Source organism: Acinetobacter lwoffii, from assembly GCF_015602705.1.
Taxonomy (GTDB): Bacteria; Pseudomonadota; Gammaproteobacteria; order Pseudomonadales; family Moraxellaceae; genus Acinetobacter; species Acinetobacter lwoffii_E.
Genome location: NZ_CP059081.1, coordinates 785,758 through 799,602, shown reverse-complemented (window position 1 = coordinate 799,602; position 13,845 = coordinate 785,758). Strand labels below are relative to the sequence as shown.

The following is a 13,845-nucleotide window of genomic DNA, read 5'->3' as shown; positions in this document are numbered from 1 at the left end:
GGATTGCTCTGTTTTTTTAAGCTTGGGACATTGATGGGTTAAAAGCTGAGTTCCTGAATATTCTTATCATTGAGTAAATCCTGGGTTAATTCTTGATGATTCTTGGCCGATCCCATCAGAATCCAGCGTCCGACAATCTGTTGATCAATTTTTTTTTGTGAGGAATGCACCACTTTTAACTCATAACGTTTAAATAACATTTCGTAGTGATCGGAATCATTCTGATCGAATGGGCAAACGATTTCATAGCTGCGTTCCTGATTCAGAGATTCAATGCCACGCTGAACATACATTAATAGAACCAGCACCGCCATGACAATAAAAGTAGCCCAAATACTTAAGAGTTCATAGCCAGCACCGACTGCCATGCCGAGTGCTGCCGTCATCCAGATGGTAGTCGCGGTGGTAATTCCAGAAATACGGTTATCATCTTTCAGGATAACACCAGCGCCCAGAAAACCCAGCCCAGTCAAGACATTGGCGGCCAGCCGGTCAGGATTGGCCACGCCTATTTTCAGGGAGATAATGGTAAATAAACAGGAACTCAGACTGACCATAATCATGGTACGCAATCCAGCAGATTTACTGTGATACTCACGCTCTGCACCAATAATTGCGCCAATCGCGACAGCTAGCAGTAAATCATAAAGTTCATGGTACATGGTGCAACCCTGCGTATTCTTATTCCTCAGATATACGCAATTTGAGCTACAGGATACAAGTCCAGACTTGCATCCTTATTTGGCCTTATTGTAACTGTTCCCACTCCACCAGCACTTGGCCCTGATCACCAATCAAGGTCCATTCACCATCCATCACATTGAGCTGTAACTGCATGGTGCGTTCGCATAACTGTGGCAATGCGTCGGTGGTTGCGGTAGATAACTTCCACACTTCCACATTTTTTAAGATTTTTAATTTGCTGCTGCGCTTATACCATTCATCCACCGCAGAACCATAGGTGACAACTGCGACCTGCTTGCAACGCGCACTGGCCTTTTTGACTTTATCTTCGTCCGGGCTACCGACTTCAATCCATTTGACCAGTTGCCCGGTCAAATCCTTTTCCCACAGTGCCGGTTCATCGGTTTCAAACAGATCCTTGGTGAATTCCAATGCTTCATCGGCATAGCGCGCATAGGCCAGAATACGCACCATTAAACGTTCAATGGTTTCTGAAGGATGCAGCGCCATCGTCAGCTGATAGTCTGCATAACGATGCGTATCCATGTCCGCAATATTCAAATCAACCTTATAAATCGTCGCTTTTAACGCCATCACATAATCCTCAAATTTGGCGCCTAGCATATAAGATTTAGCGCTATTTTGCTGAACAGATTTAGGCCAATAATTCATTCAGCGCACTAGAAACAGTACCGTTATTTTTCTGGATCGATACGACATTGCATTAGGGCAGTTTCAAAGGCCAGCCAATCCCGTGACTGTTGATAAATCACTTCTACCCGGTTATCAATGCCTTCATCTGCCGACTGATAATTAAACTGCTCAGGATTAAAATTAAAGCTTTTCCAGCCTTGGTCGGTATGAAAAATTCCCTTGATTCTGAGCCAGTCTTTTTGCTCACAGAGCAGATCCAGCAGATCATAAAAATCAAATTGCCAGCGTTTTGGCAATTTCCAGCCCGCAACCTGATAACCCTGCGCACTTTCTACATAATGATAAGGCATCTGCTGAATCACTACGGGCGTATCCGCTGAACGGGTGATCTGTTGCTGTTTTAACAAAGGCTGAATCTGACGGGCAGAACCCCGATATTCCTGCTTGATCTGTTCAATATCGAGTTGTCCATGCTCGGTGAACAGCCACTGTTGGGCATAAGGTTGATATTCTGCCTGAAGCTGCGTGAGCGCTGCGCGATCTGCGGCTGTCATCAAGTCAGTATGTGAAATCACCACAATATGCGCTGCCTTGAGCTGGTCTGCATACAGGTTTTGCTGGGTCCAGTCCCGGTCATGCAAACGCGAACCATCTACCACAGTGACTAAAGCCTGCATGTTTAAATGGCTGTGCCAGTGCGGTTCGGTCAGCTGTTCCAGTAATTGTCCCGGGTGCCCCAGCCCAGTAGGTTCGATAAACAGACGATCCGGTTTCACCTCTGACAGCAGCCGTGACAAGGCGATCTGCATGGGTAACTGGCTACTGCAACATAGACAACCACCCAACAGCTCTTTGACCGCATAACCCTGATCTTGCGGCAATAACTGCTGGTCTACCCCAATCTGGCCGAATTCATTCATTAGCACAGCCCAGATTTCCTGTTCCGGTTTTTGCTGTAATAAATGTTTGAGTAGTGTGGTTTTACCTGCACCCAAAAATCCGGAAATGATATGGACAGGAATAGCCTGCGACGCTGACAGAATTTTCAAAATCGACTCTCAAGAGATTGAATAGAAATAGCAATACTCTGCATTATAAAGCACAGTGTGACTTTAAAATGCGTGTTCTTCGCAAACACGGCGTGAAAATCACAGAGATAAAAATTAATGGAATGATCCCAAATTACCAATTTTCTATGTTAACTTTTATTTCAAATTGGATTCTTGAAATATTCACACACACTTTCATTAAATAAAACTCCGCATAATTAACAGAAATAAAACAACTTTCTCAGTTTTGTATCTGCTGGGTTATTCCCTGCGTGTCGCTTTTGTTAATTGATTTGCTCAGTAAAATTTCAGTGCTTAGGATGGGCATCTGTCGAATTGATGTGATGGTCAGCTCGGCAGATTACATGACATGAATAAAAGGATGCCAAAAATGAAATATGCACAAATCTTACTTGCTACTACGCTTACTGCTGCTGTAGCCACCAGTTTTGCTGACAGCAAAACCACAGATGCGAAAACCACCACTGCAGAAGAAAAAGTGATTGTGACTACACAGGAATTACCTGAATCGAATGCTCCTGTTGCAGGTGCATCTGCAGAGCAGCCTGCTGCCTCTGAAGCTGCTGCGGAAAGCACGCCCCCTGCAAAACCTGCTGCACGTTAAGTGATTGAACGACTCGTTTAATTCTTCAATGAAGATATCAGGGATAGTAATTCTCCAGTAGGCTTTATCCTATACTGCCCCGATATTATTCGATGCTGAATCATGCTTGATGCTGGTTCAGCATTTTTATTGCACAAAATCTATTTATCACCATAGTCAAAACTGATCATAGAATTAATACAGGCTATCAAATTTTTATTATTTTTATATTTTAATTCAAATACTTATTTAAAAATTACCTATTTCATTCCAATATCATCCATATACTTAAGCTACTATCGCCTAACTTGTTTCTAGCTTCTAACTGTCCCTTAATAGCATCAAATGCAAGTCGATTGAGTGGACATTCGCTATGAGCAATACTAACTACACTACTGAAGTGGCAATTCTGGGCGCCGGCCCTGTCGGCTTAACCATTGCCAACTATCTGAGCAAGCAAGGCGTAACTGTCACAATTGTCGAGCAACTGGATAGTTTGATTGATTATCCACGTGCGATTGGAATCGATGATGAATCCTTGCGTACCATTCAATCTTTGGGTTTAGTCGATCAAGTCTTACCGCATACCACTCCGAATCATGCGATGCGCTTCTTAACGCCTAAAGGTCGCTGTTTTGCTGATATTCAACCTTTAACACGTGAGTTTGGTTTCTCGCGCCGTAATGCCTTTATTCAGCCACAAGTTGATAACGTCCTACTGCAAGGCTTAAAGCAATATAAAAACACCCAAGTGCTGTTTTCTAGTCAATTGACCCAGTTTAGTCAAGATGCTGACGGCGTAACACTTAACCTGAAAAATAAAGAGGATGATGCAGAAACCATCCGCGCTCAATACCTGATTGCCTGTGATGGCGGTAATTCCTATGTGCGCCGCAACCTGGGCATTGCTTTTGAAGGTGAAACTGCACCGAATCAATGGATTGTAATCGACCTTGAGAACGACCCGCTTGCTACACCGCATATTTACTTATGTTGTGATCCGGTTCGTCCTTATGTATCAGCCGCATTGCCACATGGTATCCGCCGTTTTGAATTTATGGTCATGCCGGGTGAAACACAGGAAGAACTCAGCAAACCGGAAAATATTGCCAAACTTCTGTCCAAGGTTTTACCAAGTACGGATGGTATCGAAGTGATCCGTCAGCGTGTCTATACCCATAATGCTCGTATTGCCGACAAATTCCGTGTCGACCGTATTTTACTTGCCGGTGATGCAGCGCACATTATGCCGGTATGGCAAGGTCAGGGTTATAACAGCGGTATGCGTGATGCCTTTAACCTGGCCTGGAAAATGGCACTGGTTATTCAAGGTAAAGCTGGCCCAGCACTTTTAGATTCTTATCAGATCGAACGTAAAGACCATGCCAAGGCGATGATTGACCTGTCGGTGATGGCAGGTCACGTACTGGCACCACCGAAAAAATGGCAAGGTTTTGTTCGTGATGGTATTGCCTATGCCCTGAACTACATCAAGCCGATCAAACAGTACCTGCTGGAAATGCGCTTTAAACCGATGCCGAAATATCATGACGGCGCACTTTTGAGTAACGGAACCAAGAACTCTCCGGTTGGCAAGATGTTTATCCAGCCTCAGGTTCAGCTGGCTTCGGGTGAAACCGTATTACTGGATAAAGTGATCGGTAATGATTTTGCGATTATTGCCTGGGGTGTTGATCCGAAATGGGGTCTGAGCCCACAAACGTTGCAACAGTGGAAATCGCTGGGTGTGAAATTCATTCAGGTGATCCCGGCAGTGCAATTGCAAAATAGCCAGCGCAAAGAGTATCAAGATGTCATCACCATTGGTGATATCGGCACAGATATCCGCTCGTGGTTTGGCAACACGTCTGATTCAGTTGTGATCTTGCGTCCTGACCGTTTCGTGGCTGCGCTGGCCATTCCTCAATCGATGGAAAGCACCAGCCAGCAACTGTTTAAAAAGCTTTACCTGAAATAATATTAGGGTCACCTTTCACCACGCTTCGGCGTGGTTTTTTTTATTGTTTTTAGATATCCCGGACAATATATAGACCGAGGAGTTAGACTCGGTATTCCTGAAACCACGGGATATCTTTCAGGGAATCACGGCAAGCCATCTGCTCCAGGAAGAGCCTGAACTCATCAAATTTCGGTAAAATTTTCGCAGAGATCGCGAAGATTAAACAGTAAGCCACATAGAGATCCGCCGCCGAGACTTTTTCACCCAACAGATAGGGACTGGCCTGCCCGATGCCCTGTTTCAGAAAATCAAATACGGCTGCTTCATTCCCAAAACTTAAACTTCTCCGGTTCTTTTCAATATTTTCTGGTGACACCTGCAAATTTTTTATATCGATATATTCGGTGAAGGGCCCATGACAGAAAAATATCCATTTCAAATACACCCCACGCTTCGGATCATCCAAAGCCGGTGCCAATCCTTTGTCACGATATTTATCTGCCAGATAGATAAAAATGGCGGCCATTTCTGAAATAATGACACCCTGATCCACCAGACAGGGAACTTTTCCCATCGGATTGATCTGTGTATACGCCTGCTGATGCATATGCTCATAGGCAACTTCCACCTGCTCAATCTGATCTTCAATCTGCAATTCTTTTAGCAAAGGCAACAAGGTCAAGCCACGTGATTGTGGGTTGTTATAGAGCTTCATCATCCTGCTTCAACCGGTTTTTATTGTTAGAGGTTCAGTATAAAGTGATTTGCAGTCCCGATTTAAAAGGATGTGCTACAGATCATTTCTGTCGCACGGCTTTTTAGATGGGCAGATTGAAGGTTTAAATATTAAAAAAGATCCACGCAAAACTTTTCTTTTAATACTTTTAAAATCAGATCAATCACCACATGTTTTTGATCCTTGCGATAATTGGCATACAGTCCAATCATCGGCAAAGGTTCCAGAGTCTTTTTCACCACAATATTATCGCCGAGCAATGGAATCACGTAGGCCGGCACCAGACTCCAGCCCACCCCCATCCCTACCAGATTGACATTGAGCAGAATATTGGTGGAATACTGCACCACATTTACCTTTAATTTGGACTGTTTAAAAAAATCTTGAATCAACTTATGCAGTTGCGGTGAGGACTGCTCATCACTAATTACAAAGTCCTGATTTTCAAAACTTTTGATACTGACATAGGGCAAGGCCGCAGCCGGGGAATCTTTCGGCACGATCAGGGTTAAAGGCTCATCAAAAATGCGGATCGAATCAAACTCACTTAACTGTCCCGGATAACGGGTAAAGGCAATGTCGATCTGTCCATTTCTTCAGGCACTAAACTGCTCTGCATCGGTCAGACTATGAAACTGTGCTTTCAGTTCAGGAAAATGCGCGCGGATATTCGGCATGATATTAGGAAAGACTTTCATTTCCGCGACCGGCACGAATCCGATATTCAGCTGATCCTGCTGTGCATTCGCGATCTGTCTGGCAGTCTGAATGGCGCGCTCTGCATGCTCAAGACTCAGTAAAGCTTCTTTTAAAAACGCCTGTCCAGCTTCAGTTAGCCCGACCTTACGGTTATTCCGCTCTAGCAACTGTACGCCAACCTCACGTTCCAGATCCTTGATTTGCTGGCTCAATGAAGGCTGACCGTATTTAATTTTTCCGCGGCACGGGTAAAGTTCAGTTCCTGCGCCACCGTAACGAAATAACGTAAATGCCTTAATTCCATTTTATAACTCCAAACTTGCCGGGCGCTTATTTTGCTTTTTGGCAACATACTGACGATAAACCAATATCGTCACAATGAGGAGTGCGGCACTCAAAACATAAGTAGTTTCAAAGCCCCAATAGGCAATCAATACTCCCATTGCCACGGAACCGATCGCTAAACCCAGATCAAACAGGGTAAAGAAGGTTGAAATCGCATGTCCCATACGCTGTTTGTCGACCGACTGAATGGCCAAGGTCTGCAAACATGGGAATAGTGAACCATAACCGATGCCAATAAACACTGCCGACAACCATAATATCCATTGATTGGAAATCAGACTGACAATCACCAGACCAATGGCAAAGAAAATAAATGAAGGATAAATCACCGCACTGGGTCCCTTACGGTCATAAATCTTTCCAACCCAAGGTCTGACCAGCAACATGGATGCTGCAAATACAATAAAGAATACGCTGGTATAGCCCAAAAGCTGCTTGGTTTCACTAAATGCAGTAATAAAACTCATGATGCCCGAGTAGGCAAAAGCGGTTAGTAAAGCCACAAAACTTACCGCCAGAACTTTGACTTCCAGAATATCCTGCAAGCTCAAGCTGGTTTTTTCTGTGCTTATAGCTTCAGGTTTTGGTAACTCTGTGATTTTGAGCATCCAACAGAAAATGAGCCCCAAAGAAATGATAACGGCAAGAATGCCAAATAAGACTTTGAAGCTGGTGAACTGAATTACGGTCAATGCCAGCAAGGGCCCAAAAACCACACCCAGATTGGTCGACATGACGAAATAGCCCATGCCCTCACCTTTGCGCTGTTCAGGAATAAATTCATTAGCGACGGGTACTGCCACCGTGGTCAGAATACTGAACCAGATACCATGTAAAAAACGCACCAGCAACAGCGACCACATGCTATCTACCAGCAAATAACTAAAGGCAAATAAGGCAAAAATCACGCCTGCGCCACGCATCGAGATTTTCTTGCCGAGCTTTTCGATGATCATGCCGGAAAATGGCCGAATCGCAATCGAAGAGGCCAAAAATAGCGTCAGCGCCAGACCCGCTTCTTTTACCGAACCACCCAGATCTTTCATGATGTAAATTGGCAAGATGGTCAATAAGGCAAAATAATAAACAAACAGGAAAAAATTATTGAATAAGCACAAGATAAATGAGCGATTCCATAACCGCTCAGCGCTAACGGACATAATCACCAACTTTTAAAATTTGTAGGGAAATAGCACCAACTCAGGCTTGGACAGTGACGGGATGCAAGGCCAACTCGACCAGACTCTGGATATAGTGTTCATCCGGAATCCGGTTGAAAAAAATAATCTGGTAATGAATCGGGCCGTATAAGGTATCCAGCATCAAATCAAAAGGATAATCTGCGCGGATTTCTCCGCGTTCAATCGCCTGCTGAATCAGTTGATGGGTCTGTTGCCGACGTGGCAACAGATATTGCTGAAAGAACTCACCTGCCAGTTCGCGGTGATTGGCAATCACCACCAGCAAAGCCCGCCCCACTGGATGATTCAGCGCTTGAGATAAAGAACCGAGTTGTTGAATGAGATTGCTTTTCAGGCTTTTAGAGGTATCCAGCTCAAATACCGAAGCTGTATGCTGTTTGAAAGTGTCCAGCACCAGTTCCGATTTATGTTTCCACCATCGATAAATCGTGGACTTGCCAACACCGGCACGTGCCGCTACATCTTCAATCGTCAACTGATGATATTCACATTCTGCCAGCGCATCTGCGACCGCCTGTAAAATGCACTGCTGTCGTCGGGAACTTTTTTCGTCACTGCTCATATTTTTCTACTTAACTTTTAAGATCTAAAAATCGAAACGATACGTATCGTTTTATATTGGGGTAAAAAATAACAAAGCTCCAGTGAAAAACTGAAATTGATGCAAAAAAAAGACCTTCATATGAAGGTCTTTTCTCAATCACGATTTAACTTAACTCTGTGCAGTCTTTTTATAAATGCTGCATGAAGGATGATGATTTTCTTGCAAACGCGCAACTTTACGCTGTTCTGCTGCTTCAAAACGGCAACGTTTCCAGTCATTGTCCAGGTTCAAAGCTGGAATCTGTTTTGGTTTACCATTTTCATCCACCGCAACCATGGTGAAATAACAGCTATTGGTATGACGTACCGTTCTCTTTTGAATATTCTGGGCTTCTACACGAATCCCGATTTCCATTGAAGTACGGCCAACATGATTCACACTGGCCAGAAAGGTAACCAGCTCACCAACGTGAATCGGCTCTTTAAAATTCACCTTGTCTACAGATAAGGTCACGACATAACTACCCGAATAGCGACTTGCACACGCATACGCCACCTGATCCAATAATTTCAGAATGGTTCCACCATGAACATTTCCTGAAAAATTTGCCATATCTGGCGTCATGAGAACTGACATCGTTAACTCTGACTGGTCATCCGACACTGCTGCAATTTGATCTAAAGGGGCCATCGTTTTCTTTGAACTCTTTGAATGACAAGGTTATCGTTTATTATTATAGCGTTTTTAGCATGAATAAAATGTTCAATTCGGCAAATGAAGCATCACAATTATTGATATAGAAAATGTATTCATACAGAAAAAAATATATTTAATTGCTTAAAATCTCAGTTAGAAAGTTAAGTGCCAATAAATCAACACTTATTTATCTGGGGCTGATCACACAGCAACTGAGAATTTTTCACTGTTTTAAGCGCTCAACAAAAATAATTCAGGAAAATAAAAAGGCTCTGCGTGATTTAAAGCATCACTGGCCTGAGCATTTCCTGCGCCACGTTCTGATAACTTAAAATTTGTTGACCATCCAAGGTCGTTTCAACGGTAAAAGAACCATCCTGATGGGTCGCGGTCACTGTAAAAATATAGTGTTCGAATTGTGCCAGTTTGACCTGCTGTCCAATTTTAATATGCATCATGATGTCTACATCTGTGTAGTGATCTTTTCAAACTGCATTCTGGCATGAACATCGATGCTTTTGAATATTTGATCAACTTAAGTATACGAATAATAATATTAAAATTTTAATTTAAGACGAATAAGGCTTATTATTTAAAACAATATACTTATAATTCAATTTGTTATATTTAAAATTAATTTTATCTTTTGCGATAATTCCGACTGACTGATACACATAGGCAATCATCTTATCTTTTATAACAATCAGTTAAGCGTTACAGCCGATGATCCGTTATCCTTTTGATTGAATATCCCTATACTGCGATATAGGTATAAACAGAAATTTCAAAAAAAAGATTTATTGAGCTTGATGTTCATGTACCACAAACTGCGGAATGCGATGTCCTTGAGCATAATCATGTTTTTGGTAGGCTTGTGAAATTTCCATCAACTTTAACTGGGTCGCCTCGGCACCAGCCTGCATGGTGAGTTCCCTGCCACGTACATCAAAGATATGGCCTTTTTCGCGTAAGTCCGGCTGAATCACCACATCTGCATGCTTTAATTCTTCATGTGCCAGATGTTGCTGCATAATATTAATGTTCTGATTAAACAGTCCCCAGACATTGGTGGTTTCCGTGTGAATGGGCTGTGCCAGAATATCCACCGCAATCACAATATCGGCTCCCAGCTCACGTGCCACATCGACCGGCACCGGACTGACCAGACCACCATCTACATATTCTTTACCTTGAATAATAGTCGGAATAAACATACTCGGAATCGAGACTGAAGCACGTACCGCCTGTCCGGTATTACCATAATTAAAAACGACTTTCTTGCCTTCTTTCAGCGCGGTTGCTACCACAAACATCGGGATTTTCATGGCTTCAAGCGGAGTTTGATCGACCTGCAAATTGACATAGTCCTCAACTTTTTTGCCATCAAAAAAACCTTTTCTGGCCAGTTTGATATCACGGACATCATTCGGTCGCATGCTGAGAGCAATATTGCGCAGTTCAATCGCCGGTTTGCCACTCGCATAAATGGAACCTACAATACTGCCCGCACTGGTTCCGACAATAAAATCGGGGTGAATACCCGCCTGTTCCAGTACTTCCAGCGCACCAATATGCGCATAACCACGCGCACCCCCACTGCCCAGAACTAAAGCAACTACTGGACGCTGTTGGGTTTGCTTGATCTTTTGAAAATCAATTTGATTTGGACGTGCCTGAGCTTCTCCGCGTTGTGCAGCAGGTTGTAGATGACCGGTCGCCGCTTGGGCTGTCATTGGGGTCGTTTGGCAAGCACTTAGGCCAAATGTACCCAGTATCACCATACTCAACACATATTTCTGCATGCAGAGAATGTCCTCATTAATCTAAAGCAGCATAGTGTATAAACACATGCATAAATAGTCTGTAGAATTTCGTAAAACTGTCATACAGTTCAGCTACTTTATCTTCATTTTTCCCCATAATTGTATGTCTTCAATCTCACTGTATCGGATTTTCCTGATTTTCCTGCAACTGGGCTGCATTTCATTTGGTGGTCCAGCGGCGCATCTGGTGTTTTTTCACCGAAAATTTGTGACCCAACTGCAATGGTTGAATGACACCCAGTACAGTCAACTGGTCGCTTTGGCGCAACTTTTACCCGGGCCGAGCAGCAGTCAGGTGGGCCTGTCAATCGGTTATCTGCAACGGGGCTATACTGGTGCCGTGATCGCATGGCTGGGTTTTACCCTGCCCTCAATGATTCTGATGGCGTTGGTGGCGCTATTGGGTCAAAGCTATTTTTATATTTTAAACTCAAACAGCTTTCATACCATCCAGTTAATTGTATTTTCTGTCATCGCCTGGGCATTCTGGCAAATGCTGAGAAGCTTCTGTAAATCGGCTTGGCAATATGCAGTCTTAATCCTCTCTGTCGCATTACTGATAGTCGTTTCAGTAAGTTTTAACCAGATTCTGGTCATTATACTGGGCGCAATCTGTGGACTCTTGGCTGGATATTTTTCCCAATCAGATTCGAAACCCAAAGAAATTAACAAAACGGCAATCAGCTCGCCATATATTCGATCTGCCGCTGCACCCTATTGGCTGCTAGCATTTATCTTGCCATTTTTGCTGCTGCCCTTAGCAGGCAAATTATGGGGTGAATCGGAGCTGCAATTTTTTTCCAATTTCTATCAAACCGGTTCATTGGTATTTGGTGGCGGTCATGTGATTCTGCCTTTGTTACATCAGGACTTTGTCACGACTGGTTTAGTGAGTGCCCAATCTTTTGATCTTGGCTATGCATTTGCCCAGCTCATGCCAGGACCTTTATTCAGTTTTGCCAGTTATATCGGTGCTTTGCTGCCTTGGACGTCTTATGTCTGGCTAAATGCAATTTTAGCGACCTGTGCAATCTTTTTACCTTCATTTTTTCTGATTTTTGCCACCTTGCCTTATTGGTCGTGGTTGATGCAGCAGCGCCATATTCATCAGGCGGTGATGGGCATCAATGCTGCGGTGGTGGGTCTGTTACTGTATTTATTGCTGAATCTTTCACAACGTTATTTTAGCTATGGCTCCGACCTGGTCTTTGTCGCGGTGATGATTGCTCTGCTACGCTCAAAACTACCGGTCTGGTTCAGCCTGATTTTGGGCTTTGTGCTTTATCAAAGTTATTTAAATTTCTTCTAAAGAAAACTTTGGCACAAAAAAAGCCCCGAATGATCGGGGCTTTTTGCTTCAAGTCTTACCAGATATCTGATTTGACCTTGTCTTTAAATTTAGGATGGTTATCCAGTTTAAATTCAGGTTCTTTCACACCACGCTTCAGCTGACCGGTATAGTCTTTGAGTAGCATCAGCAGGAATGGCATCAGCAACAGGATTGCGATCAGGTTGATACTTGCCATGACACCCATGAACAGATCTGCCATATTCCAGATCAACGGCACACTGGCGATAGAACCGAAATACACCATGACCAATACAAATAAACGGAAAATCAACATCACCCGACTATTGTTATTGATGAACTGGACGTTTCCTTCGGCATAGGCATAGTTACCGATAATCGAAGAATAGGCAAACAGGAACAGGATCAAGGCCAAGAAATCATCACCCCAGGCACCAATCTGGCTTTCCAGCGCCATCTGAGTCAGGGTCACGCCTTCAAAACCGGCATTTTCATACAGGCCCGAGACCAGAATAATAATCGCAGTACATGAACACACCACAAAGGTGTCTACAAATACACCCAGCATTTGTACCAGACCCTGATTGACCGGATGCTTCACATCAGAGGCTGCGGCAGCGTTCGGTGCTGAACCCATCCCGGCTTCGTTAGAGAACAGACCGCGTTTGATCCCCATCATCATGGCCATAGAGATCATGGCACCAAAGAAACCACCAGCAGCAGCTTCAAATTCAAAGGCTTTACTGAAAATGAGCTGGAAGATGGAAGGGAGCAGATCGTAATTGATGACTGCAATATACAAAGCTACCGCCAGATAAAGCACAGCCATAAACGGTACAAAGCTTTCAGCAACTTTTGCAATCCGTTTAATTCCGCCAAAAATGATCACCGCAGTCATCAAGACCAGAAACAATCCGACCCAGGAAATTTCCAGATTCAGGCCGCCTAATGGCAGAATCAGGTTCGCCTGATCCCAGCCCCAAGCATGAGAGGTTGCTCCGGTAATGGCATTGGCCTGAACTGCATTGAAGACAAAACCATAAGTCGTGATCAATGCAATCGCAAAGACAATCCCGAGCCATTTCTGTTTCAGGCCTTGAGTAATGTAATAAGCTGGACCACCACGGAATTGCTGGTTTTTGTTATCTCGCACCTTAAACAACTGTGCCAAAGAGGATTCAACAAAAGCAGAACTCATGCCCAAAAAGGCAGTAAACCACATCCAGAACACGGCACCGGGGCCACCAATCGCAATCGCAATGGCGACACCCGCGACATTGCCCACACCGACCCGGCTTGCCAGTCCAGTGACAAACGCCTGAAACGGGGTAATGCCGTGCGTATCCTGAACCTTGCCACGGCTATTTTTCATGACTTTCATGCTGTGCCAGAACAAACGAATTTGTACTGCACCCGTCATGATCGTGTAGAAAATACCGACTGCGACCAGAAACACCACCAGAAAATCCCATAAAGGGCCATTCAGGGCATTAATCCAGCCGAGTAAGGTTTCATTTAACTGATCATTCATGTCACATCC

At 43.9% G+C, this 13,845-nt stretch carries 13 protein-coding genes and 1 pseudogene; 3 read left to right on the top strand and 11 right to left on the bottom strand.

What is annotated here, in order from left to right; genetic code table 11:
• Positions 1–38: 38 nt before the first annotated feature.
• From H0S56_RS03770 to H0S56_RS03760, 3 genes are all read right to left on the bottom strand, one after another.
• Positions 39–662 carry an MgtC/SapB family protein gene (locus H0S56_RS03770; protein WP_195725696.1) on the bottom strand — a complete coding sequence of 208 codons (624 nt, stop codon included), beginning with the start codon at positions 660–662 and terminating at the stop codon, positions 39–41.
• Positions 663–747: 85 nt separating this feature from the next.
• Positions 748–1,278, bottom strand: coding sequence for a YaeQ family protein (locus H0S56_RS03765; RefSeq protein ID WP_044108573.1), 531 nt, complete (start codon positions 1,276–1,278; stop codon positions 748–750).
• Between the two features lie 101 nt (positions 1,279–1,379).
• A complete protein-coding gene (locus tag H0S56_RS03760) occupies positions 1,380–2,387 on the bottom strand; it encodes a CobW family GTP-binding protein (RefSeq protein WP_195725695.1) in 1,008 nt (335 codons plus the stop codon).
• Between the two features lie 391 nt (positions 2,388–2,778).
• Here H0S56_RS03760 and H0S56_RS03755 point away from each other — a divergent pair, with 391 nt between their 5' ends.
• On the top strand, positions 2,779–3,012 hold the full coding sequence (locus tag H0S56_RS03755; protein ID WP_195725694.1) for a hypothetical protein: 234 nt from the start codon (positions 2,779–2,781) through the stop codon (positions 3,010–3,012).
• A 352-nt stretch (positions 3,013–3,364) separates the two neighbouring features.
• Positions 3,365–4,969, top strand: coding sequence for a bifunctional 3-(3-hydroxy-phenyl)propionate/3-hydroxycinnamic acid hydroxylase (locus H0S56_RS03750; protein WP_195725693.1), 1,605 nt, complete (start codon positions 3,365–3,367; stop codon positions 4,967–4,969).
• Between the two features lie 82 nt (positions 4,970–5,051).
• Here H0S56_RS03750 and H0S56_RS03745 read toward each other — a convergent pair whose 3' ends face one another.
• The 7 genes and pseudogenes from H0S56_RS03745 to H0S56_RS03715 form a co-directional block, all read right to left on the bottom strand.
• Complete coding sequence (locus H0S56_RS03745) at positions 5,052–5,666, bottom strand: glutathione S-transferase family protein (RefSeq protein ID WP_195726046.1); 615 nt, start codon at positions 5,664–5,666, stop codon at positions 5,052–5,054.
• 131 nt (positions 5,667–5,797) lie between these two features.
• Positions 5,798–6,690, bottom strand: a pseudogene (locus H0S56_RS03740) (LysR substrate-binding domain-containing protein).
• Between the two features lies 1 nt (position 6,691).
• On the bottom strand, positions 6,692–7,891 hold the full coding sequence (locus tag H0S56_RS03735) for an MFS transporter (RefSeq protein WP_195725692.1): 1,200 nt from the start codon (positions 7,889–7,891) through the stop codon (positions 6,692–6,694).
• A gap of 40 nt (positions 7,892–7,931) precedes the next feature.
• Positions 7,932–8,495, bottom strand: a complete 564-nt coding sequence (locus tag H0S56_RS03730) for a TetR/AcrR family transcriptional regulator (RefSeq protein ID WP_195725691.1) — start codon at positions 8,493–8,495, stop codon at positions 7,932–7,934.
• A 150-nt stretch (positions 8,496–8,645) separates the two neighbouring features.
• Positions 8,646–9,167, bottom strand: coding sequence for an acyl-CoA thioesterase (locus H0S56_RS03725; RefSeq protein WP_004280680.1), 522 nt, complete (start codon positions 9,165–9,167; stop codon positions 8,646–8,648).
• 287 nt (positions 9,168–9,454) lie between these two features.
• Positions 9,455–9,631: a hypothetical protein gene (locus tag H0S56_RS03720; RefSeq protein WP_004731959.1), complete on the bottom strand. Its 177-nt coding sequence runs from the start codon at positions 9,629–9,631 to the stop codon at positions 9,455–9,457.
• A 339-nt stretch (positions 9,632–9,970) separates the two neighbouring features.
• The gene (locus H0S56_RS03715) at positions 9,971–10,975 is read right to left on the bottom strand and encodes a patatin-like phospholipase family protein (RefSeq protein WP_195725690.1); all 1,005 of its coding nucleotides are present in this window, start codon (positions 10,973–10,975) and stop codon (positions 9,971–9,973) included.
• 124 nt (positions 10,976–11,099) lie between these two features.
• Between H0S56_RS03715 and chrA the strand changes: the two genes are divergently transcribed.
• Positions 11,100–12,305, top strand: coding sequence for a chromate efflux transporter (gene chrA / locus H0S56_RS03710; protein WP_195725689.1), 1,206 nt, complete (start codon positions 11,100–11,102; stop codon positions 12,303–12,305).
• A gap of 55 nt (positions 12,306–12,360) precedes the next feature.
• On the opposite strand, the gene H0S56_RS03705 is transcribed toward chrA, so the two are convergent.
• Complete coding sequence (locus H0S56_RS03705; protein ID WP_195725688.1) at positions 12,361–13,836, bottom strand: alanine/glycine:cation symporter family protein; 1,476 nt, start codon at positions 13,834–13,836, stop codon at positions 12,361–12,363.
• Positions 13,837–13,845: the final 9 nt, after the last annotated feature.

Coding starts and splice junctions, on each gene's coding strand:
- H0S56_RS03720 (WP_004731959.1), bottom strand. CDS start 9,631: ATGATGCATATTAAAATTGGACAGCAGGTCAAACTGGCACAATTCGAA.
- H0S56_RS03730 (WP_195725691.1), bottom strand. CDS start 8,495: ATGAGCAGTGACGAAAAAAGTTCCCGACGACAGCAGTGCATTTTACAG.
- chrA (WP_195725689.1), top strand. CDS start 11,100: ATGTCTTCAATCTCACTGTATCGGATTTTCCTGATTTTCCTGCAACTG.
- H0S56_RS03770 (WP_195725696.1), bottom strand. CDS start 662: ATGTACCATGAACTTTATGATTTACTGCTAGCTGTCGCGATTGGCGCA.
- H0S56_RS03765 (WP_044108573.1), bottom strand. CDS start 1,278: ATGGCGTTAAAAGCGACGATTTATAAGGTTGATTTGAATATTGCGGAC.
- H0S56_RS03755 (WP_195725694.1), top strand. CDS start 2,779: ATGAAATATGCACAAATCTTACTTGCTACTACGCTTACTGCTGCTGTA.
- H0S56_RS03750 (WP_195725693.1), top strand. CDS start 3,365: ATGAGCAATACTAACTACACTACTGAAGTGGCAATTCTGGGCGCCGGC.
- H0S56_RS03715 (WP_195725690.1), bottom strand. CDS start 10,975: ATGCAGAAATATGTGTTGAGTATGGTGATACTGGGTACATTTGGCCTA.
- H0S56_RS03735 (WP_195725692.1), bottom strand. CDS start 7,891: ATGTCCGTTAGCGCTGAGCGGTTATGGAATCGCTCATTTATCTTGTGC.
- H0S56_RS03745 (WP_195726046.1), bottom strand. CDS start 5,666: ATGAAGCTCTATAACAACCCACAATCACGTGGCTTGACCTTGTTGCCT.
- H0S56_RS03725 (WP_004280680.1), bottom strand. CDS start 9,167: ATGGCCCCTTTAGATCAAATTGCAGCAGTGTCGGATGACCAGTCAGAG.
- H0S56_RS03705 (WP_195725688.1), bottom strand. CDS start 13,836: ATGAATGATCAGTTAAATGAAACCTTACTCGGCTGGATTAATGCCCTG.